Annotated in this window: 20 protein-coding genes; 14 read left to right on the forward strand and 6 right to left on the reverse strand. The window is 71.1% G+C overall.

Going from position 1 to position 18,550, the window contains the following annotated elements:
* Nucleotides 1-127 precede the first annotated feature (127 nt).
* From BLR46_RS04305 to BLR46_RS04355, 11 genes are all read left to right on the forward strand, one after another.
* A complete protein-coding gene (locus BLR46_RS04305; protein ID WP_176761654.1) occupies nt 128-1,063 on the forward strand; it encodes a 1-phosphofructokinase family hexose kinase in 936 nt (311 codons plus the stop codon).
* Nucleotides 1,063-2,070, forward strand: coding sequence for a LacI family DNA-binding transcriptional regulator (locus BLR46_RS04310; protein WP_093249164.1), 1,008 nt, complete (start codon nt 1,063-1,065; stop codon nt 2,068-2,070). Before BLR46_RS04305 ends, BLR46_RS04310 begins: the two co-directional genes overlap by 1 nt.
* Nucleotides 2,067-3,401, forward strand: coding sequence for an FGGY family carbohydrate kinase (locus BLR46_RS04315; RefSeq protein ID WP_093249166.1), 1,335 nt, complete (start codon nt 2,067-2,069; stop codon nt 3,399-3,401). Before BLR46_RS04310 ends, BLR46_RS04315 begins: the two co-directional genes overlap by 4 nt.
* 62 nt (nt 3,402-3,463) lie before the next feature.
* A complete protein-coding gene (locus BLR46_RS04320; protein WP_093249169.1) occupies nt 3,464-4,849 on the forward strand; it encodes an ABC transporter substrate-binding protein in 1,386 nt (461 codons plus the stop codon).
* A gap of 70 nt (nt 4,850-4,919) precedes the next feature.
* Nucleotides 4,920-5,873, forward strand: coding sequence for a carbohydrate ABC transporter permease (locus BLR46_RS04325; RefSeq protein WP_176761655.1), 954 nt, complete (start codon nt 4,920-4,922; stop codon nt 5,871-5,873).
* Nucleotides 5,870-6,739, forward strand: a complete 870-nt coding sequence (locus BLR46_RS04330) for a carbohydrate ABC transporter permease (protein ID WP_093249172.1) — start codon at nt 5,870-5,872, stop codon at nt 6,737-6,739. The genes BLR46_RS04325 and BLR46_RS04330 overlap by 4 nt, the downstream gene beginning before the upstream one ends.
* 26 nt (nt 6,740-6,765) lie before the next feature.
* Nucleotides 6,766-7,797 (forward strand): zinc-dependent alcohol dehydrogenase, encoded by a 1,032-nt coding sequence (locus tag BLR46_RS04335; RefSeq protein WP_093249174.1) that lies wholly within the window; start codon nt 6,766-6,768, stop codon nt 7,795-7,797.
* Nucleotides 7,794-8,792, forward strand: a complete 999-nt coding sequence (locus BLR46_RS04340; RefSeq protein WP_093249177.1) for an alcohol dehydrogenase catalytic domain-containing protein — start codon at nt 7,794-7,796, stop codon at nt 8,790-8,792. The genes BLR46_RS04335 and BLR46_RS04340 overlap by 4 nt, the downstream gene beginning before the upstream one ends.
* 11 nt (nt 8,793-8,803) lie before the next feature.
* Entirely contained in the window at nt 8,804-9,559 is a 756-nt protein-coding gene (locus BLR46_RS04345; RefSeq protein WP_093249179.1) for an SDR family NAD(P)-dependent oxidoreductase, read from the forward strand.
* A gap of 5 nt (nt 9,560-9,564) precedes the next feature.
* Nucleotides 9,565-11,028 (forward strand): mannitol dehydrogenase family protein, encoded by a 1,464-nt coding sequence (locus BLR46_RS04350; RefSeq protein WP_143008209.1) that lies wholly within the window; start codon nt 9,565-9,567, stop codon nt 11,026-11,028.
* Nucleotides 11,025-11,858: a class II fructose-bisphosphate aldolase gene (locus BLR46_RS04355; RefSeq protein WP_093249185.1), complete on the forward strand. Its 834-nt coding sequence runs from the start codon at nt 11,025-11,027 to the stop codon at nt 11,856-11,858. The genes BLR46_RS04350 and BLR46_RS04355 overlap by 4 nt, the downstream gene beginning before the upstream one ends.
* Before the next feature lie 4 nt (nt 11,859-11,862).
* Here the strand turns inward: BLR46_RS04355 and BLR46_RS04360 are convergent, their stop codons facing one another.
* On the reverse strand, nt 11,863-12,153 hold the full coding sequence (locus BLR46_RS04360; protein ID WP_093249187.1) for a hypothetical protein: 291 nt from the start codon (nt 12,151-12,153) through the stop codon (nt 11,863-11,865).
* Nucleotides 12,141-12,929: an acetoin reductase gene (locus BLR46_RS04365; RefSeq protein ID WP_093249189.1), complete on the reverse strand. Its 789-nt coding sequence runs from the start codon at nt 12,927-12,929 to the stop codon at nt 12,141-12,143. The genes BLR46_RS04360 and BLR46_RS04365 overlap by 13 nt, the downstream gene beginning before the upstream one ends.
* Before the next feature lie 98 nt (nt 12,930-13,027).
* On the opposite strand from BLR46_RS04365, the gene BLR46_RS04370 reads away from it, so the two are divergent.
* A complete protein-coding gene (locus BLR46_RS04370) occupies nt 13,028-14,371 on the forward strand; it encodes a serine hydrolase domain-containing protein (protein ID WP_093249192.1) in 1,344 nt (447 codons plus the stop codon).
* Nucleotides 14,372-14,413: 42 nt separating this feature from the next.
* Here BLR46_RS04370 and BLR46_RS04375 read toward each other — a convergent pair whose 3' ends face one another.
* Nucleotides 14,414-14,875: a VOC family protein gene (locus BLR46_RS04375; protein WP_176761656.1), complete on the reverse strand. Its 462-nt coding sequence runs from the start codon at nt 14,873-14,875 to the stop codon at nt 14,414-14,416.
* On the opposite strand from BLR46_RS04375, the gene BLR46_RS15020 reads away from it, so the two are divergent.
* Nucleotides 14,832-15,263, forward strand: a complete 432-nt coding sequence (locus BLR46_RS15020) for an RpiB/LacA/LacB family sugar-phosphate isomerase (RefSeq protein WP_176761657.1) — start codon at nt 14,832-14,834, stop codon at nt 15,261-15,263. The genes BLR46_RS04375 and BLR46_RS15020 overlap by 44 nt on opposite strands.
* On the opposite strand, the gene BLR46_RS04385 is transcribed toward BLR46_RS15020, so the two are convergent.
* Together BLR46_RS04385 and BLR46_RS04390 are read right to left on the reverse strand one after the other, a co-directional pair.
* Nucleotides 15,260-16,102: a phosphatase PAP2 family protein gene (locus BLR46_RS04385; RefSeq protein WP_093249198.1), complete on the reverse strand. Its 843-nt coding sequence runs from the start codon at nt 16,100-16,102 to the stop codon at nt 15,260-15,262. The two genes, BLR46_RS15020 and BLR46_RS04385, sit on opposite strands and share 4 nt — an antisense overlap.
* 65 nt (nt 16,103-16,167) lie before the next feature.
* Complete coding sequence (locus BLR46_RS04390) at nt 16,168-16,557, reverse strand: SRPBCC family protein (RefSeq protein WP_093249201.1); 390 nt, start codon at nt 16,555-16,557, stop codon at nt 16,168-16,170.
* Between the two features lie 89 nt (nt 16,558-16,646).
* Here BLR46_RS04390 and BLR46_RS04395 point away from each other — a divergent pair, with 89 nt between their 5' ends.
* Complete coding sequence (locus BLR46_RS04395; RefSeq protein ID WP_218118315.1) at nt 16,647-17,651, forward strand: aldo/keto reductase; 1,005 nt, start codon at nt 16,647-16,649, stop codon at nt 17,649-17,651.
* 22 nt (nt 17,652-17,673) lie between these two features.
* Here BLR46_RS04395 and BLR46_RS04400 read toward each other — a convergent pair whose 3' ends face one another.
* Nucleotides 17,674-18,501 (reverse strand): aldo/keto reductase, encoded by an 828-nt coding sequence (locus BLR46_RS04400; protein WP_176761658.1) that lies wholly within the window; start codon nt 18,499-18,501, stop codon nt 17,674-17,676.
* Nucleotides 18,502-18,550: the final 49 nt, after the last annotated feature.

Genomic DNA, 18,550 nt, shown 5'->3' on the forward strand with positions numbered 1-18,550 from the left:
TCCGCGTGCCGCCGGGCCTCGCCACGGTGGCAATTCCGGCAAAAGGCTTGACAATGATCCGGCAGGAATGACAACGTTAGCACAGCGAGACATAACAGCAGGCAGAACCCACAGGGAGGTGGCGAAAGTGCTTGTCGTGTGCATGAACCCGACGATGGATCGGCAGGTCTTCCTCCCCGAGCTCCGGCCGGGTTCCGTCTCCCGCGCCACCCGCAACCGCCGCCTCGCCGGCGGCAAGCCGGTCGACGTGCTGCGGGCGATGGCGGCCCACGAATTCCGCCCCACGCTGCTCGTCGTGCTGCCCGAGCACAACGAGGGTTATCTCGAGCTCCTGCGCGAGGAGGGGCTCGACGCGGAGACCCACGAGGTGCCGGGGCACCTGCGGGAAACCATCATCTGCTACGAGGACTCCGGCCGCTCCACGGTCATCAACGGCCAGGGCCAGCCGATGACCGACGCCACTTGGCAGCCGTTGCGCGATGCGCTGGTCCGCAGGGCCGCCGACGAGGACTGGGTCGTGCTGTCGGGCAGCTTCCCTCCCGGTGTCTCCGCCGACCAGGTGGCACGCCTCGTCGCCGACCTCCGGGCCGCCGGTGCCAAGGTGGCGCTCGACACCGGCCCCGCCTGGCTCGCCGCCGCACTGCCCGCGGGACCGGACCTCATCACCCCCAACCTCGCCGAGGCACAGCAGGCGCTCTCGGCCCAGCACAGCGTCGAGGCGGTCGAGTTCGGCCACGGCGCCCTCGACGAGGCGCTCACCACCGCCCGGGAACTCGCCGCGCGCGGTGTCCGGTACGTCGTCGTGACCGTTGGCTCCGCCGGCGCTGCCTGGGCCACCCCCGACGCGTCGGGAACCTGCGCCAGCCTCGAGGTGGAGACGGTGAACCCGATCGGCGCCGGTGACGCCTTCCTCGGCGGGTTGCTCGCCACCCTGGCGGGGGGCGACGACTTCGCCGAGGCCGTGGCGATGGGCACCGCCACCGCTGCCTCCGCGGTGCTCCAGTGGATCCCCGGGCGTGCCGACGCCGCACAGGTCCGCGAGTTCAGGGAGCGGCTCCGGTGATGTCCCAACGCATGCCCCGACCCACCCTGCGCGCCGTGGCCGACGCCACCGGCTTCAGCCCCTCCACGGTCTCCCGCGCGCTGCGCAACGACCCCCGAGTGGTGCCGGCCACCCGCGAGCAGATCACCGCCACGGCCGAGCGGCTCGGCTTCACGCAGAACGCGCTCGCCAGCTCCCTGCGCACGGGCGTGAAGCTGTCCCTCGTCGGCCTCCTCATCCCCGACGTGGCCGACCCCTTCTTCGGCGCCGTCGCCGCCGGGGTGCAGGCGGCGGCGAGCAGCCAGCGGCTCGAGGTGCTGATCGGCTGCCACAACAACCACCCCGAGGAGCAGGACCGCCTCGTGCGGCAGATGGTGAGCCACCGGGTGCCCGCGCTCATCGTCGTCCCGGCGCCGGGCCCGGTCCCCATCCAGCTGAGCACCGAGGCCCAGTTCGGGACGACGGTGGTGTCCGTCGACCGCCCCGCCCCCCACCTCGGCTGCGACTCCGTCACCACCGACAACGAGGAGGGCGCGCGGGCGCTCACCCTGTCGCTGTTGGAACGCGGCCACGAGCGCTTCGCCGTGGTCAGCCTCGACACGGAGATCTGGACGCAGAGCGTGCGCCTGCAGGCCGTGGTCGACACGCTCGCCGAGGCCGGCATCACGCTGGACCCGGGGGCAGTGGCCCGCGCCGACGAGTCGGGCACCATCCCCACCGAGGCGCTCGACGAGATGCTGCGCACCCAGCGGCCCACCGCGGTGATCGGGCTCAGCGTCCGGCCCCTCGTGCAGGTCGTCGACGCCAGCCATCGCCTGGGTCTCGACCTGGAGCTCGCGTCGTTCGACGGCCACCCGCTCTTCGACCTCCTCGACGCCCGCATCCACTGCGTGGAGCAGAGCGCCGACGCGCTGGGCCGCGCCGCCGTCGACCTGCTCATCCAGCCGCGCGCCGAGGGCGAGTCCCCACGCCAGGTGGTTCTGACCGTGGGCGAGCTCGTCGTGCGGGGAAGGCGGGCCGGGCGATGACGGACCTCCTCCTCCTCGGGATCGACATCGGGACGAGCCGCGTCAAGGCGGGACTCGTGTCGCCGGAGTTCGAGCTCCTGGCGGTCGAGTCACTCCCCACGCCCTGGCGCGGCACCTCCGACGGCCCCGTCGTGGACCCCGCGGAGCTCGGTACCCTGGCCCTGGAGGCCGCGTCGCGTTGCGCCGATCGCGCCGCCGCCGACGGCCACCGGATCGTCGCCATCGGCACCACCGGCATGGCCGAGACCGGGGCGCTCCTCGACCGGGACCGCAACCCGATCGCGCCCGGGTACGCCTGGCACCACACCCTCGGCGACGCCGACCGCGTCCAGGAGGCGCTCGGCCGCGAGCGGTTCATGACCGCCACCGGGCACGGCTGCGACCTCGCGCCCAGCATCGTGAAGCTCGACCACCTCCGCGCGCAGGGCCACGTCTTCCGGCCCGGCCAGCGTTGGCTCAACATGCCCGAGTACGTCACCTGGCGGCTCACCGGCCGGGAGGCCAGCGAGCTCTCGCTCAGCGGGCGGACCGGGCTCTTCGAGCTCCGCGCCCGCCGCTGGTGGGCCGACGGGCTCGAGTTCCTGGGCGCAGGGGAGTGGTTGTTCCCCGGCGAGCCGCTGCCGGCGGGGACGCCGCTGGGGACCGTCGGCGACGGGGCGCCCGCCTCCCTGAGGGGCGCCGTCGTCACCACCGTCGGCCACGACCATCCGGTAGCGGCGCTGTCGATCGGCCAGTACCGCACCGGATCGCTCTGCCTCTCGCTCGGCACGTCGGAGGCGCAGATCCGCGTCGTCGAACCGAGCCTGTCGGAGGCGGAGGTGCTGCGCCTCGTCGAACTGGGCGCCACCGTCGACTGGCACCCGCTGGGCGACCGGTGGTACGTGCTGTCGACCCTCCCCACGGGGCTGACCCTCGAGCGGCTCGCCCGCCTCGTCGGCTGCCCCACCACCGAGGACCGACTCGCGCTGAGCCGCGAGGCGATGGACGCCGCCCCGGCCGTCGGCGCACGGCTCGCGGACGTGACACTGGACGGCTTCTCGATCGTCGGGGTCACCTCCGGCGACGACCGGCCGTCCCTCTGGCGCCAGGCAGTGGAACAGCTCCTGGCCGACTCGAAGTCCATGACCGATGACATCTCACGCGTCATCGGCCCACCCACCGGGTCCGCCATCCTCGGCGGCTGGACCCACGATCCACTGATCCGGCGCGAACGCGAGCGCCTGGACCAGCGTCCCAGGACCGGGACACCGGACGAGCCGGGAATCGTCGGGGCTGCCATGGCGGCGGCCAAGGCGGCGGGCCTGCCCCACCCGTTCGTCGACACACCCTGACAGGGTCGGCGCATCTCCCGTGCGCCGGCGAGTCGTTCACAAGGTACAAAGGAGTTACCAAGATGCAACGCATACATCGCAGGAAGAGCTTCTGGACGACGCTGGGCGTCGCAGCGCTCGCCACGACGCTGGCCGCGTGTTCCGGGGCGGGCTCCCCGTCGGACACCGCGTCCCCGGGCGCCGGCGGCACCGACGGCGGGGACGGGGGCGGCAGCCTCAACATCCTCATGGTGGGCAACCCCCAGATGACCGACCTCGAGGGCCTCGCGCCCGACTTCGAGGAGGAGTCCGGCATCGACCTGAACATCACCATCCTCCCCGAGAACGAACTGCGTGACCGCGTCGCGCAGGACGTGTCGACGGGTGCCGGCCAGTACGACGTCGTCACCATCGGCGCCTACGAGGGGTCGGTCTGGACCGCCAACGACTGGCTGCACAACCTGCAGGACATGGCGGAGCAGGACGAGGACTTCGACGTGGACGACCTGATGCCGGCCATGAAGGGCGTCCTGTCCAAGGACGACGACCTCTACGCCATCCCGTTCTACGGCGAGTCGGCCTTCACCATGTACCGCAAGGACATCTTCGACGAGCACGGCCTGACGATGCCCGACGAGCCCACTTGGGAGGACATCGAGCAGCTCGCTGCGCAGATCAAGGAGGCCGAGCCGGAGATGACGCCGGTCTGCATGCGCGGCCTGCCCGGCTGGGGCGAGAACATGGCCGTCGTCGGATCGATGCTCAACGCCTTCGGCGGCGGCTTCTTCAACGCCGACTGGGAGAACATGATCAACTCCCCGGAGACCACCGAGGCGGTCCAGTTCTACGTCGACCTGGTGAAGAACTACGGCGAGGAGGGCGCAACGAACGCCGGCTTCACCGAGTGCCTGAACATCTTCAGCCAGGGCGAGGCGGCCATGTGGTTCGACGCGACCAGCGCGGCCAACAGCGTCGAGTCGCCCACCTCGTCGACCGTCGTCGGCAAGGTCGGCTACGCCGACGCCCCGCGCCAGGAGGCCCGCTCCGGCTGGGTCTGGGCGTGGGCCTGGGGCGTGCCGAAGACCACGAAGAACCTCGACGCGGCGTGGGAGTTCATCTCCTGGGCCTCCGGCAAGGAGTATGAACAGAAGGTCGGCGAGGAACTCGGCTGGACCCGCGTGCCCGACGGCAAGCGGCTCTCCACGTTCGAGATCCCCGAGTACCAGGAGGCCACCGAGGCCTACCGCGACAAGATGCTCGCCGCCATCGAGCAGTCCGACCCGAACGACTGCGGCACCTACCCCCGCCCCGCGCCCGGCTGCCAGTACCTCGCGATCCCCGAGTTCGCGGACCTCGGCACCCGCATGGGCCAGGAGGTCAGCGCCGCGCTGGCTGGGCAGAAGTCCGTCGAGGACGCACTGCAGGCCTCCTACGAGTACGGCGAGACGGCGGCGGAACGCCACCGCTGACGCCCGTCCACCTCGCCCCGGGGGCGGCACGCCGCCGCCCCCGGGGCAACCCCACAGTTAGGAGGCCCTCGTGAGCGCCACGACCGAACACGCCGAGGCGAACGCGATCCGCGTGGCCAAGAGCCGCAACGCGAAGCGCTGGCGGCCCTTGCTCCCTGCGGTGATCTTCCTCGTCGTGATGACCCAGATCCCGTTCCTCGTCACGATCATCATCTCCTTCACCAGCTGGAACATCATGTACCCGAACGACACCGCGTTCGGGACCCTCCGGAACTACGAGGCGGTCCTCAACGACCGCCTCATGATCGCCGCCATGGGCAACACCGTCGTCATGGTGGTCGCCACCGTGCTTGCGTGCCTGCTCCTCGGGCTGGTCCTCGCGCTGCTCCTCAACCGGCGCTTCTTCGGCCGGGGCGTCGTGCGTACCATGCTGATCACCCCGTTCCTGATCATGCCGATGGCGTCCTCGCTCATCTGGAAGCACCTCATCTACAACCCGCAGTACGGCATGCTGCGCAGCATCCGCGTCTGGCTCGACGACATCGGCATCAGCCTGCCCTTCGTCAACATGACCAGCGACTACCCGATGCTGTCGATCATCGTGGTGCTGGTGTGGACGTGGACCCCGTTCATGTTCCTCATCCTGCTGGCCGGGCTGCAGTCCCAGGACCCCGAGGTGCTCGAGGCCGCGGACGTCGACGGCGCCAGCAACTGGGCCAAGCTCCGCTACATGACGCTGCCGCTGCTGCGGCCCTACATCGAGCTCTGCATCGTGCTCGGCGTCATCTACCTCCTGAACACCTACGACCAGGTGTTCACGATCACCCAGGGCGGCCCCGGCACCGCGACGACCAACCTGCCCTACGCCATTTACCTCACGGCCTTCCGCGGTTACGACTACGGCGAGGCCTCGGCCGCCGGCGTCCTCGTCGTGATCGCGAGCATCATCATCGCTGGCTTCGGCCTGAAGCTGATCTCCTCGCTGGCCGACGACACCATCGCACCGAAGGAGGCAGCCCGATGAGCACCACCGCCGCCACCCGCGAGCGGGCCGCGGACACCAGGGCCCGGCAGCCCGGGCACAGCCGCTGGGGCTGGCTCCTCTCGCTGCTCGCCTGGGTCCTGGGGATCCTCTTCATCCTGCCCGTGGCCTGGACCGTGTACGTGTCGTTCCACCAGGAGGTCGACGCGGCCGTGTCGCCCCCGGACTTCCTCGCACCCCTGACCACCGACCAGTACGAGAAGGTCTTCGGCAGCCGGGCGAGGCCGGCGCTGATCAACTCGCTGATGGCCGCCGGCTTCTCGACGCTGTTCGTGATCGCGCTCGCCGTGCCCGCCGCCTACGCCACCGGTGTGAAGCCGATCCGGCAGGCGCGGGGCGTCCTCCAGTGGATCCTGTCGACGAAGTTCCTGCCGCTGATCGCCGCGCTGGTCCCCGTCTACGTCGTCTTCCAGCGGCTCGGGCTGCTCGACAACATCTGGGCGCTGGTCGTCTTCTACACCGGCATGAACCTGCCCATCGCGATCTGGATGATGCACTCGTTCCTGAAGGAGATCCCGAAGGACATCATGTCGGCCGCGGAGGTGGACGGGGCGTCGCTGTGGCGGATCCTCACGTCGATCGTGCTGCCGCTGGCCATGCCCGGCATCGCCGCGACGGGGCTGATCTGCTTCATCCTCGCCTGGAACGAGTTCATGTTCGCCCTCAACCTCACCGCGACGGTGGCCGGCACGTCGTCGGTGTACCTGGTGAGCTTCATCACCTCCGAGGGCCTGTTCATCGCCCAGCTGTCCGCCGCGGCGCTCGTCGTGTCCATCCCGGTGGTCATCGCGGGCTGGGTGGCGCAGGACAAGCTCGTCCAGGGCCTGTCGCTGGGCGCCGTCAAGTGACGTCAAAGTAGAGAGAAGGTCAATCCATGAAGAGAGTGCTCGCCGCCGAGATCGGCCGCGTCGAGGTGGTCGACGTCGAGGAGCCGACGCCGCCGCCGCACCACGCGCTGGTGCGGACCCTGGCGTCCGGGATCTGCGGGTCGGACACCCACGCGGTGGCGGGGCACCACCCGCTCCTGCCGCCGCCCTACTACCCGGGCCACGAGGCCGTCGGGGTGGTCGAGCGGCAGGCCGCCGACGGCACCGGGCCGGCCGCGGGCACGCGCGTGCTGCTGAAGCCGAACGTCGCCTGCGGCGAGTGCGTCAACTGCCTGGCGGGGCGGAGCAACGCCTGCCAGCGGCTCGCATGGGTGGGCTGCGACCCCTCCGGCGCGTACCCCGGCGCGATGGCGGAGCTCTTCACCGCGCCGTCGCGCAACCTCTACGAGGTCCCGGCCGACGCCGCCGACGAGCAGGCCGTGCTGGTGGAGTGCCTCGCCACGCCCGTGCACGCCGCCCGCATCGCCGGGGACATCACCGGCGCCCGGGTCGTGGTCATGGGTGCCGGGACCATCGGCATCCTGATGCTGCTGGCCGCGCGGGAGGCGGGGGCGGGCACGATCGTCGTCACCGACCTCGACCCGGCCAAGCGCGACCGCGCCGTGCGGCTCGGTGCCGACGCGGCCGTCGACGGCGCTGCCGAGGACTTCGCCGAACAGGTCCAGGGCGCGCTCGGCGGCCTCGCGGACGTGATCTTCGACTGCGTCGCCATGGAGGCGTCGGCCCGGCAGTGGACCCAGTTGGTGCGGCGGGCCGCGACGATCTGCATCGTCGGCGTGCCGCCGCGCGACTTCGTCGTGCCGATGCCGCTCATCCAGGACTGGGAGCTCCGGGTCCAGGGGTGCGCCGCCTACACCGAGGTCGACGTGGAGAAGGCGCTCACCATGGCCGCCCGCATCCCTGCCGACGAGATCGTGACCGCCCAGCACCCGTTCGAGGACGCCGCGGCGGCGTTCGACGAGGCCGCGCGCTTCTCGTCGGGCAAGGTCCTCGTCACCCCCGGCGGTGCGCGGCGATGAGGGCGGTCGTCCTCGTCGAGGGGGAGCGGCACGAGCTCCAGGAGGTACCGACGCTCGAGCCCGCCCCCGGTGAGCTGCGGATCCGGGTGGAGGCCGCGGGCATCTGCGGCACCGACCTCAGCATCATGCACGGCCACTTCCCGCCCGGCCGCGGGCGGCCGCTGATCCTCGGCCACGAGTTCGCCGGCACGGTCGACGCGGTGGGCGACGGCGTCGACGGGTTCGCGCCCGGCGACCGGGTGGCCGCCGACCCCAACGTCTACTGCGGCGAGTGCGAGTGGTGCCGACGCGGCGCCTACAACCTCTGCGAGCAGTGGGCGGCCGTGGGAATCACGCTGCCGGGCGCCCTCGCGGAGTACCTCTGCCTGCCGGCACGGCTCGCGGTGCGACTGCCCGAGACCCTCTCCATGACGGCCGGCGCCCTCATCGAACCGCTGTCGTGCGCCATCCACGCCTTCCAGTACGCCGACGTGGCGCGCGACGCGTCGACCGTCATCTTCGGCGGCGGCATGATGGGGCTGACCTGCCTCGCGCTGGCCAACCAGCTCGGCCACCAGGTCACCGTCGTCGAGATCCACGAGGCGCGGCGGCGCAAGGCCCTCGACATGGGGGCGGCACGCGTCGTCGAGTCGGCGGCGGAACTCCACCAGCCGTTCGACTACGTGATGGAGGCCACGGGCGTGCCCGCGGTGGTGCAGGAGGCGTTCAGCTGGATCCGGACCCGCGGCACCTACCTGCAGCTGGGCCTCCCGCCCGCCGACACCGAGATCACCATCCGCCCGCTCGACATCAACAACCGCGAGCTGCGCATCGTCGGCTCCTTCTCGCTGGCCGACGCCTACCCCGCCTCGGCCGACATGATCGGGTCCGTCGCCCCGGCGCTGGAGCAACTCGTCACCCACCGCTTCGGCCTCGACCAGTTCGACGAGGCCCTCGCCGCCATGGCGCGCCCCGACGCGCTGAAGGTCCACCTCGAGCCCCACACCCACCACTGAAGGAGAACACCATGAGCGTTGCCATCGACCTGAGCGGCCGCGTCGCCGTCGTCACGGGCGCTGCCCAGGGCATCGGCGAGGCCATCGCCGTCGCGCTGGGGGAGGCGGGCGCCACCGTCGTCATCGCCGACCTCAACGACGACCTCGGCAAGCAGACCGCGGAGAGGCTCGGCGGCGCGTTCCGCCACCTCGACGTGACCGACTCCGCCTCGGTGCGCGAGTGCGTCGAGAGCGTCGTCGACGAGTTCGGCGGGATCCACATCTGGGTGAACAACGCGGGCATCGACATCAACGCGCCCGCGGAGGAGATGACCGACGAGCAGTTCACCAAGGTCGTCGACATCAACCTGAACGGCGTCTTCTACTGCTGCCGGGAGGCCGGCAAGCACATGCTCGAGCGCGGCTCCGGGGTGATCGTCAACATCGCCTCGATGTCGGGCATCGTGTCCAACCACCCGCAGCCGCAGTGCGCGTACAACTCGTCCAAGGCGGCCGTGATCATGCTCACGAAGTCGCTCGCCGGCGAGTGGGGCCGCCGGGGCGTCCGGGTGAATTCGGTGTCGCCCGGCTACACCAACACCGCGATCCTCGAGCAGGTGGCCGCGCTGCAGCCCGAGTGGACCAAGCTGTGGTTCGACGAGACCCCGATGGGGCGCCCGGCGGAGGTGTCCGAGGTGGCCGACCTGGTCCGGTTCCTCGCCTCCGACCACTCCACGTTCATGACCGGCAGCAACGTCGTCGTCGACGGCGGCTACACCTCCTGGTGACCGGCATGGCACGCCTCAACCAGTCCAACCTTCCCGCCGACGTGCCGGTGCCCGGCTACGGGCGCTTCGACGCAACCTCCTGGATCGTGCACATCGGGCCGGGCAACTTCCACCGCGCCCACCAGGGCTTCTACCTCGACGCGCTGCGCAACGCGGGCGACGTGGAGTGGGGCATGCGCTCGGTGGGCGTCCGCCCCGGCGACGCGCCCCGGCTGGAGGCGCTCGCGGCGCAGGACGGCCTGTACACGATCCGGGAGACGGCCACCGACGGGACCGTGACGCACCGCGTCAGCGGCGCCATCGCCGACGTCAACCGCCCGGGCGACTGGGAGCAGGTGCTCGACTGGCTGAGCGACCCGGCGACGAGGATCGTCACCCTCACCGTCACCGAGGGCGGCTACTTCGCCGACCCCCACACAGGCGCCTTCCTGACCGGCGACCCCGCTGTCGCCGCCGAGTGGAAGGACAGGGTGCCGCAGACGGTCTTCGGGTACCTCGTCCGGGCGCTGGCCCGGCGCCGCGAGGCCGGCGTGGAGCCCTTCACGCTGCTGTCGTGCGACAACGTGCTGGCCAACGGCAAGGCCGCGAGGGCGGCGCTCGTCGGCTTTGCGGAGGCGTGGGACAAGAAGCTCGCCAAGTGGATCGCGAGCGAGGTGGCCACCCCGTCGAGCATGGTCGATGGGATCACACCCGCGGCGAAGCCGTCAGACCTGGCCGCCGTCGCGGAGGCGCTGGGCGTGGAGGACGAGGCAGTCGTCACCTGCGAGCCGTTCCGGCAGTGGGTGATCGAGGACCACTTCCCGACCGGGCGCCCCCGCTGGGAGGACGCCGGCGTCGAACTGGTGTCCGACGTGACGCCGTACGAGCACATGAAGCTGCGCATGCTGAACGCCGGCCACCAGGTGCTCGGCCACCTCGGCCGGCTGGCCGGCCTCGAGTACGTGCACGAGGCCTGCCTCGACCCCGACTTCGGCGGGGTGCTCGAGCTGTTCTGGCGCGACGAGGCGCAGCCGGTGTGCCCGCCGGTGCCGGTGGACCTCGTCGAGTACTGCCGTGTGCTGCGGTCGCGGTTCAGCAACGCCGGGATCGCGGACACGGTCGAGCGCATCGTCGCGTACGCCTCGGACCGCATCCCCGGGTTCGTGCTGCCGACTGTGGCCGACAACCTCCGCAAGGACGGGCCGGTGGAGGCGGCGGCGCTCGTCGTGGCCGCCTGGGCCGCCGGGCTCCGCGGCGTCGACGAGCAGGGGCGCGAGCTCACCGTCGTGGACGACCGGCGCGACGAGCTGCTGAGGATCGTCCGGCACGGTCCCGACGTCCCGTTGTCGCTGCTCGACCATCCGCAGCTCTCCGCGGTGGGGGAGGTGCAGCGGTTCCGGCTCGCGTTCGTTGACGCGTTCGAGGCGCTGACGCAGCATGGTGTCCGGGGCGCCGCACGGGCGCTGCTGTCTCGGAAGGAGTCCGCATGACCGTCGCGAGCCTGCGGGAACTGGCGCACGACGCGGCCGCGTCGCGCGTCGGGCTCGGGGCCTTCAACGTCATCCACCTCGAGCACGCGACCATGTTCTGCGCCGCGGCGGAGGAGGCCGCACGTCCCGTCGTGTTGCAGATCAGCGAGAACGCCGTGAAGTACCACGGCGCGTTGGAGCCGATCCTGGCGGGCACGCTGGCGGTGGCGCGCGCCTCGTCGGCGCCGGTGGTGGTTCACCTCGACCACGCGGAGTCGCCCAACCTCGTGCGGCAGGCCGTCGAGCTGGGGGTGCAGTCGGTGATGTACGACGGCTCGCACCTGCCCGACGACGAGAACCGGGCCATGACTGCGGAACTGGCGGCGTTCTGCCACGACCGGGGCGTTTCCATCGAGGCCGAGCTCGGGGAGGTGGGCGGCAAGAACGGCGTCCACGCACCCGGGGCGCGGACGGACCCCGGGGACGCGGCGCGGTTCGTCGAGGCCACCGGAGTGGATCTGCTGGCAGTGGCTGTCGGGAGCTCGCACGCCATGAGCACCCGCGACGCGGTCCTCGACCTCGAGCTGATCGCGCGTCTGCGGGAGGCGGTGCCCGTGCCGCTGGTGCTGCACGGCTCGTCGGGCGTGAGCGACGAGGGGATGCAGGCCGCGATACGGGCCGGCATGACCAAGATCAACGTGTCCACGCACGTCAACAAGGTGTTCACGGAGACGATCCGGACCTGGCTCGACGAGCACCCCGGCGTCGTGGATTCCCGCAAGTACTTCACCGCCGCCAGCACGGCGGTCGTCGTGGAGGTGGCGCGGCTACTCCGGCTGTACGCGTCCTGACGGGCTAGAGCACGAGCGCGGCGACGAAGGCGACGTAGGCGGCCAGCGCGGCCCACGCGACGAGCGAGCGCGCCCGCTCGGACGCTCCCGCCGCCACCAGCACGCCGAACACGGCCAACAGTGCCCAGGCGACGGGGTGACCCGCCCGGATGGCGAGCTCCCGGAGGCCGGTGGCCTCGTCGGCCCGCTCCGGGACCACGAACGCCCAGAGCACCGCCATGCCCGCAGCCAGGACCGCCCCCAGCACCCCGAGCGTCCGGCGGTGGCGTCGCGCCCAGTCCTTCACGAGAACCACATGCCGCCGTCGACGACGATCGACTGGCCGGTGACGTAGGCGGCGTCGGGAGAGGCGAGGAACGACACGACGCCGGCTACGTCGTCGGGGACCTCCAGCCGGCCGAGCGGGATCTGCGCCACCATGTCCTGCATTGCGGACCCGACGGGCGCGCCGGTGCGGGCGGTCCAGTCGCGGTCGATGCCGTCCCACATGGGCGTCTGGACGACGCCGGGGGAGTAGACGTTGACGGTGATCCCGTGCTCGGCGAGGTCCTGGGCGGCGGACTGGCTGAGTCCCCTCACGGCGAACTTCGACGCCGAGTAAGCGCCCTGCCACTTGCCGGCGCGGTGCGCGGCCACGGACGCGGCGCCGATGATGCGGCCGCCGTGCCCCTGCTCGATCATCTGCCGGGCGGCGGCGCGGTAGCAGTGGAAGACGCCCCGGACGTTGACGTCCAGGGTTCGCTGGAAGTCCTCGTCGGTCGTCTCGTGGATCGGGGAGGTGATCGCGATCCCGGCGTTGGCGACCATCACGTCGAGCTTCCCGTGGTACCGCACGTGCGCCTCGACCGCCGCGTCCACCTCGGCAGCGACGGAGACGTCGCCGGTCACCGCGAGCGCGCTGCCGCCCTCCGCGTTGATCTCGTCGACGAGCGCATCCAGCCTCTCCCGGGCACCTGCCAGATCCAGTACCGTCACCGCGAGCCCGTCGTGCGCCAGTCTCAGCGCGATGGCGCGGCCGATGCCGCCGCCCGCGCCCGTCACCAGCGCCGACCTCTGCCCAACGTCTGCCATGACCATTCCTCCCATCGAGCTGTAACTGATCTCATCTTCCCAAAGAGCGCTCGCCGGATTCGGACCCGTGCGGTATTCCATTGGGCTACGTTTCCCCCATGCGTCGCTGGGTGGTCCGGATCCTGCTGGTGGTCGTCATGCTCGTGCTGGTGGCCGGCGTCGCCGGCTACTGGTACGCGAGGCCGCTGCTCCTGACCGGCACGGGCTACGCCGCCCACAACGCCTGCGCGCTCACCCACCTGGCCGATCGCCCCGCCGACGAGGACCTGCCACCCAACCCGCTGGTCCCGTACCTGCGCGTCGACACCTCCGAGGACGGCGCCTCCGCGAGCGTGCTCGGGGTGCTCGCGCGGCAGCGGGCCTGGTTCGTCGACGGTGTCGGGTGCACCCTGGGCGACGGGCCGCCGGACGTCGGCCCGCTCACGCCGGTCGAGGCCGGGGAGCCGCTCCCGGGGGCAGCCACGTCGCCCACGGCGGTCGACGAGCTAGTCGCCGAGGTGTTCGGCGAGGTGTTCGGCGACGACCTCGACGACGCGGCCCGCGACGCGCTGGGGACCCGGGCGGTGGTCGTCGTCCACCGGGGTGAGGTGGTGGCCGAGCGCTACGCCGACGGGTTCACCGAGACGACCCCGCAGCTCGGCTGGTCGATGTCCAAGAGCGTCGCCAACCTGCTGACCGGCACGCTGGTCCTCGAGGGCTTGGTGGAGCCCGACGACGCGGCGCTCCGCCCGGAGTGGACCGACGAGCGGGGCGACATCACCGTCGACGACCTCATGCGGGGCACCAGCGGGCTGAAGTGGGACGAGACCTACGACCTCGGCACGCCCATCACGCGCATGCTCTACCTCGAGGACGACATGGCGGGCTACGTCGCCGGGCTGCCACTGGCTCACACACCCGGCAACCACCAGCAGTACTCCAGCGGCAGCACCAACCTCCTGTGCTCCGTGCTCGCCGAGCGGGCCGGCGGAGGCGCCGACCTACCGCGGCGGAAGCTCTTCGCCCCGCTCGGGCTGGCGTCGGCGGTGTGGGAGGTCGACGGTGCGGGGACGCCGGTGTGCAGCTCCTACCTCTGGGCGACGCCGCGCGACTGGGCCACCATCGGCCAGTTCGTGCTCCAGGACGGCGTCTGGGACGGGGAGCGGCTGCTGCCCGAGGGCTGGCTGCGGAACTCGACCACCGTCGAGCCGGTGGATTCCACCGAGGAGGCGGGCTACGCGGCCGGCTGGTGGGTCAACCGCGACGCGGACGGCGCCGCCATCGACCAGCGGCTCCCGGTCGACACCGTCCGCGCACTCGGGCACGACGGCCAGCGTCTCTACATCGTCCCGTCTGCCGAACTGGTGGTCGTGCGGATGGGCTTCAGCCCGGGCGTCGGCGGCGACGAGCTCCGCACGGACCAGCTGGTGAAGGAGTTTGTGGCCGAGCTGGCGGGCCGCTGACGACGAAGCCGGGACCGCCGCCCGACCGGTGGGCTCCCGCTACTACTTGTGGACGTCCTGCACGAGCTCGAGCGGCGTGCCGTCCGGGTCCTTCAGGTAGGCGACCTTGTTGCCCGCCCAGGGGCCCATCGCTACGGTCTGCGGCGGCGAGTTGAACTCGACGGAGTCCTTCAGCCGCTCGTAGAGCGCGTCCACGTCGTCGACGTTGAGCGCGACGTGCATCGCGCCCGCGTCGCGGTTGGGTCGGGTGTTCGCCTTCTCGCCCTGCGGCGTCTGGTACTCCAGCAGCTCGAGCACCCCGTCGCCCATCGGGAGGAACGCCACGCGGATCACCGCCCCCTCCTCGTCCACGAGTTGGCTGAGCCACTCGCCCTCGATCGTGAACACCCAGTCGGCCGGCGGCTCGCCGAAGCCCAGGGCGGTGTAGAACTCGATGGAGCGATCGAGGTCGGAGACGGTGATGCCGACGTGGTTGAGCGTCGGCTTCCTCGTAGGCTCCCGCATCTCGGAGGGGGAGTTCGAGAAGGCGCTCCTGTTCTGCGGCAGCGGGATGGGTATCCACGTCGCCGCCAGCAAGTGCCCCCACGTCCACGCGGCGGTGGCGGAGAACGTCAGCAGCGCCCGGCGCGCAGCCACGGCCAAGAACTGCAACGTGCTGGCCATGGGCGGCTTCTGGACCGCCCCGCGGCTGGGGCAGGCCATGGCCGACGCCTTCCTCGAGCACTCGCTCGGTGACGGCTACGAGGACTGGGACGGCTTCTACGAGTACCACCTCATCGGCTACGAGGAGTGCGAGAACTTCGACTACGAGGCGTACAAGGCCAACGGCTTCCAGGTCCCCGGCGAGCGGAACGTGGAGCTGGGCCCGGAGCCCGCGGGGCTGGCGTTCTAGGGTTCGATCTCGCCCGTGACCTCGGGACCCGCGATGCGCTTGCGTGTGGTCAGGTAGAGGCGGTGGGCGGTGATGACCACGGCCAGCCACGCCAGCCCCAGCACCCAGGCGACGAGCACGTCGGTGAACCAGTGGTGTCCGAGGTAGACCCGGCTCATCCCCATCGTGATCGCGAAGACGGCGGCGAGCCCCGCCGTGAGCGCCTGCGTGCGCTTCGAGTCCTGCCGCAGCATCAGGAGGTAGGCGACGATGCCGGCCACCACGACGGCGTTGAGCGTGTGCCCCGACGGGAACGAGGGGGAGTGCTCGAACGGGGGCACGGCGAACGCGAGTTCGGGACGCGCCCGGCCGAACAGCTCCTTGCCGGCGACGGTCATCAGCAGCGACCCCCCGCCGGCAGCGAGCATCAGGATGACCGGGGTCCACGACTTCCGGCGCACGGCCAGCACCACCATGGTCGTCACCGCGATCAGCGGCATGCCGACGACGCCGCCGATGTCGGTGTAGCTCGTCACGAGCTGCTCGGTGATGGGCGTGCGCAGCGCCACCGAGGCCTCGAGCAGGGGCTCGTCCCACAGCGCCACGCCGTTCGCGTCGACCACCGCCTCGTAGACCTCCGAGGCGAGCCACGTCGTGAGGGCCGCGAAACCGGCCCCGATGCCGAGGGCGATGACGAGCGCGAGGTGCGGCCCGATCCACTGGGCGATGCGTTGGGCCACCGCGGCGAGCCACCGGCCGGCGGCCGAGCGCCACGTCGTGAGGTCCTTGCCTGCGACGAACCGGTCGCCGGTGAGTTCGCCGCGCCTGCCCTTCTCGGACTCGGGTATCTCTTCTCGCATGCGTGCGCCTTCCTGTGCGGAGTGCACCGATCGTACGCGGGCGCGGTGTCGAGGGCCTGAGACGCTCAGGCCTCGAGGAGGGCCGCCAGACGGTCGAGGTCCTTGGCGACGAGGCGGCAGTCCCGCGCGAACTCCTCGTCGGTCATCCCGAGCTGACGCACGGTGAAGAGCACCTCGGCCCCGTCGGGGTGCGCGAGGACGCGTAACGGGTTGTTGACGGTCTCACCCGACGGCAACGTCACGTCGTGGTCCACGACCCCGAAGTCGTTGCGCGACACGAACCGCACCACCACCTCGCCCATCGGGGAGTCGGCGACGAGCGCGTCGCCCCTACGGGTGACCTCGGTCCTGGCGAGCCCGGCGGCCCAGCGCGGCAGGTTCATCGGGTCGGCGACGAAGTCGTACACCTCGCTGAACGGAGCGCGGATCACGCGGCTCACGTGACGACTCTCCATGGTGCCTCCTGCCGCGGGGTCCTCCGCCGGCGACGCCCGCCCGGCGCTACCCTTCGTCGAGGAACAGTTTCCCAGTTCGGAGGTCAATGGTGAGCAGTCTGGAACGCACGCTTCGCGACGGGACGACGATGCCCGCGATCGGGGTCGGCACCTTCGGGTCCGACCGCTACTCGCCGGCGGAGGTGGCGAAGGGGGTCGAGACCGCCTTGGGGATCGGTTACCGGCTCGTGGACTGCGCCGCCGTCTACGGCAATGAGGACCTCATCGGCGACGTGCTGGCCTCCGCGATCGCCGGGGGGCTGCCGCGCGAGGAGCTGTTCGTGATGTCGAAGGTGTGGAACGACCACCATGCGCCAGACCGCGTCCGGGCGTCGGTGGAGAAGTCGCTCTCCCACCTGCGGCTCGACCACCTCGACGCCTGCTTCATCCACTGGCCCTTCCCGAACTCCCACGGCCGCGGGGCAGGCGTCGACGACCGCGATCCGCACGCCCGTCCCTACAACCACGCCGATTTCATGCGCACCTGGGCGGCGCTCGAGGAGCTCGTCGACGAGGGGCTCGTCCGACACGCGGGGCTGTCGAACGTCACCGTCCCCAAACTGCAGCGGATCCTGCCCGACTGCGGCATCCAGCCGTCGCTCACCGAGATCGAGCACCACCCCACCCTGCAGCAGGGCGAACTCTTCCAGCACCTCGTCGACCACGGCATCCAAGTTGTGGGCTACTCGCCGCTCGGCTCGCCGTCGCGCCCGGAGCGCGACCGCACTCCGGACGACCTGGTCGACATGGACTCGCCGGCGGTTGTCGAGATCGCGGAGAGCCGTGGCGTCTCGCGGGCGCGGGTGTGCGTGGCGTGGGCGATCAACCGCGGCGTCGTCCCGATCCCCTTCTCGGTCAAGGAGCACCAGTTGCGGGACCTGTTCGAGGCCACGAGGCTGCGGCTCACCCCCGAGGAACTGCACGCGCTTCGCGCGACCGACCGCAACAACCGCCTGATCAAGGGCCAGGTCTTCCTCTGGGAGGGCGCCGGCTCGTGGCTGGACCTGTGGGACGTCGACGGCACCATCCCCGGATGGCACGGCTACGGATCCTGAAACGGAGGGGTCATCCGGCGGATCAGTGGCCGAACCGGTCCGAGTCCGAGAGGCGGTACTCGTCGCTGGTCAGCCGCGTCAGCTGCTCGATCTGCTCCGGGGTGAGACGCACCTCGAAGGCCTCGAAGTTCTCCCGCAGCCGCTCCGCGTTGGCGGACTTGGGGATGGGGACGATGCCCTGCTGGAGGTGCCAGGCGAGGACCACCTGGGCGGGGGTGGCGCCGTGCGCGACCGCCACCGTCGCCACCTCCGGGTGCTCGACGAGCCCGTTGCCGGCCGCGAGCGGGGCCCAGGCCTCGGTCACGATCCCGTGCTGGGCGTGGAAGGCGCGCTCCTCGGCCCGCTCGGTGAACGGGTTGCACTGGATCTGGTTCACGTCGGGGGCCACACCGGTCTCGTCGATGATCCGTTGGAGGTGTGCTGGTTTGAAGTTCGAGGTGCCGATCGCTCGCGTGAGGCCCTTGTCTCGGGCCTCGATCAGCCCCTCCCAGGCCCGCACATAGAGATCCTGGTCGGGGTTGGGCCAGTGGATGAGGATGAGGTCTGCCTGGTCGAGCCCGAGCGTGGAGAGGTTCTGCTGAATGCCGGCGAGGGGGTCGCGATGCCACTCCTTGTTGAACTTCGTGGTGACGAACAACTCCTCGCGCGGCAGTCCGGAGTTGCGCACCGCAGCGCCGACGCCCGCCTCGTTGCGATAGTTCTCCGCGGTGTCGATCAGCCGGTAGCCGATCTCGAACGCGGTGAGGGCCATGTGCTCGACCTCGCGGTCGTCGAGTGGCCACGTGCCCACGCCGATCGCGGGGATCTGCGGGCCGCTGGTCAGGTTGATGGTCGGTGCGAGGTTCGTCATGCACCCATTCATACCCGACCGGCGTGGCCACGCGGTTCGAAGGACAACG

Source organism: Tessaracoccus oleiagri, from assembly GCF_900103275.1.
Classification (GTDB): Bacteria; Actinomycetota; Actinomycetes; order Propionibacteriales; family Propionibacteriaceae; genus Arachnia; species Arachnia oleiagri.

Coding starts and splice junctions, on each gene's coding strand:
- BLR46_RS04310 (WP_093249164.1), top strand. CDS start 1,063: ATGTCCCAACGCATGCCCCGACCCACCCTGCGCGCCGTGGCCGACGCC.
- BLR46_RS04315 (WP_093249166.1), top strand. CDS start 2,067: ATGACGGACCTCCTCCTCCTCGGGATCGACATCGGGACGAGCCGCGTC.
- BLR46_RS04320 (WP_093249169.1), top strand. CDS start 3,464: ATGCAACGCATACATCGCAGGAAGAGCTTCTGGACGACGCTGGGCGTC.
- BLR46_RS04330 (WP_093249172.1), top strand. CDS start 5,870: ATGAGCACCACCGCCGCCACCCGCGAGCGGGCCGCGGACACCAGGGCC.
- BLR46_RS04335 (WP_093249174.1), top strand. CDS start 6,766: ATGAAGAGAGTGCTCGCCGCCGAGATCGGCCGCGTCGAGGTGGTCGAC.
- BLR46_RS04340 (WP_093249177.1), top strand. CDS start 7,794: ATGAGGGCGGTCGTCCTCGTCGAGGGGGAGCGGCACGAGCTCCAGGAG.
- BLR46_RS04345 (WP_093249179.1), top strand. CDS start 8,804: ATGAGCGTTGCCATCGACCTGAGCGGCCGCGTCGCCGTCGTCACGGGC.
- BLR46_RS04350 (WP_143008209.1), top strand. CDS start 9,565: ATGGCACGCCTCAACCAGTCCAACCTTCCCGCCGACGTGCCGGTGCCC.
- BLR46_RS04355 (WP_093249185.1), top strand. CDS start 11,025: ATGACCGTCGCGAGCCTGCGGGAACTGGCGCACGACGCGGCCGCGTCG.
- BLR46_RS04365 (WP_093249189.1), bottom strand. CDS start 12,929: ATGGCAGACGTTGGGCAGAGGTCGGCGCTGGTGACGGGCGCGGGCGGC.
- BLR46_RS04370 (WP_093249192.1), top strand. CDS start 13,028: ATGCGTCGCTGGGTGGTCCGGATCCTGCTGGTGGTCGTCATGCTCGTG.
- BLR46_RS15020 (WP_176761657.1), top strand. CDS start 14,832: ATGCCGACGTGGTTGAGCGTCGGCTTCCTCGTAGGCTCCCGCATCTCG.
- BLR46_RS04375 (WP_176761656.1), bottom strand. CDS start 14,875: ATGCGGGAGCCTACGAGGAAGCCGACGCTCAACCACGTCGGCATCACC.
- BLR46_RS04385 (WP_093249198.1), bottom strand. CDS start 16,102: ATGCGAGAAGAGATACCCGAGTCCGAGAAGGGCAGGCGCGGCGAACTC.
- BLR46_RS04390 (WP_093249201.1), bottom strand. CDS start 16,557: ATGGAGAGTCGTCACGTGAGCCGCGTGATCCGCGCTCCGTTCAGCGAG.
- BLR46_RS04400 (WP_176761658.1), bottom strand. CDS start 18,501: ATGACGAACCTCGCACCGACCATCAACCTGACCAGCGGCCCGCAGATC.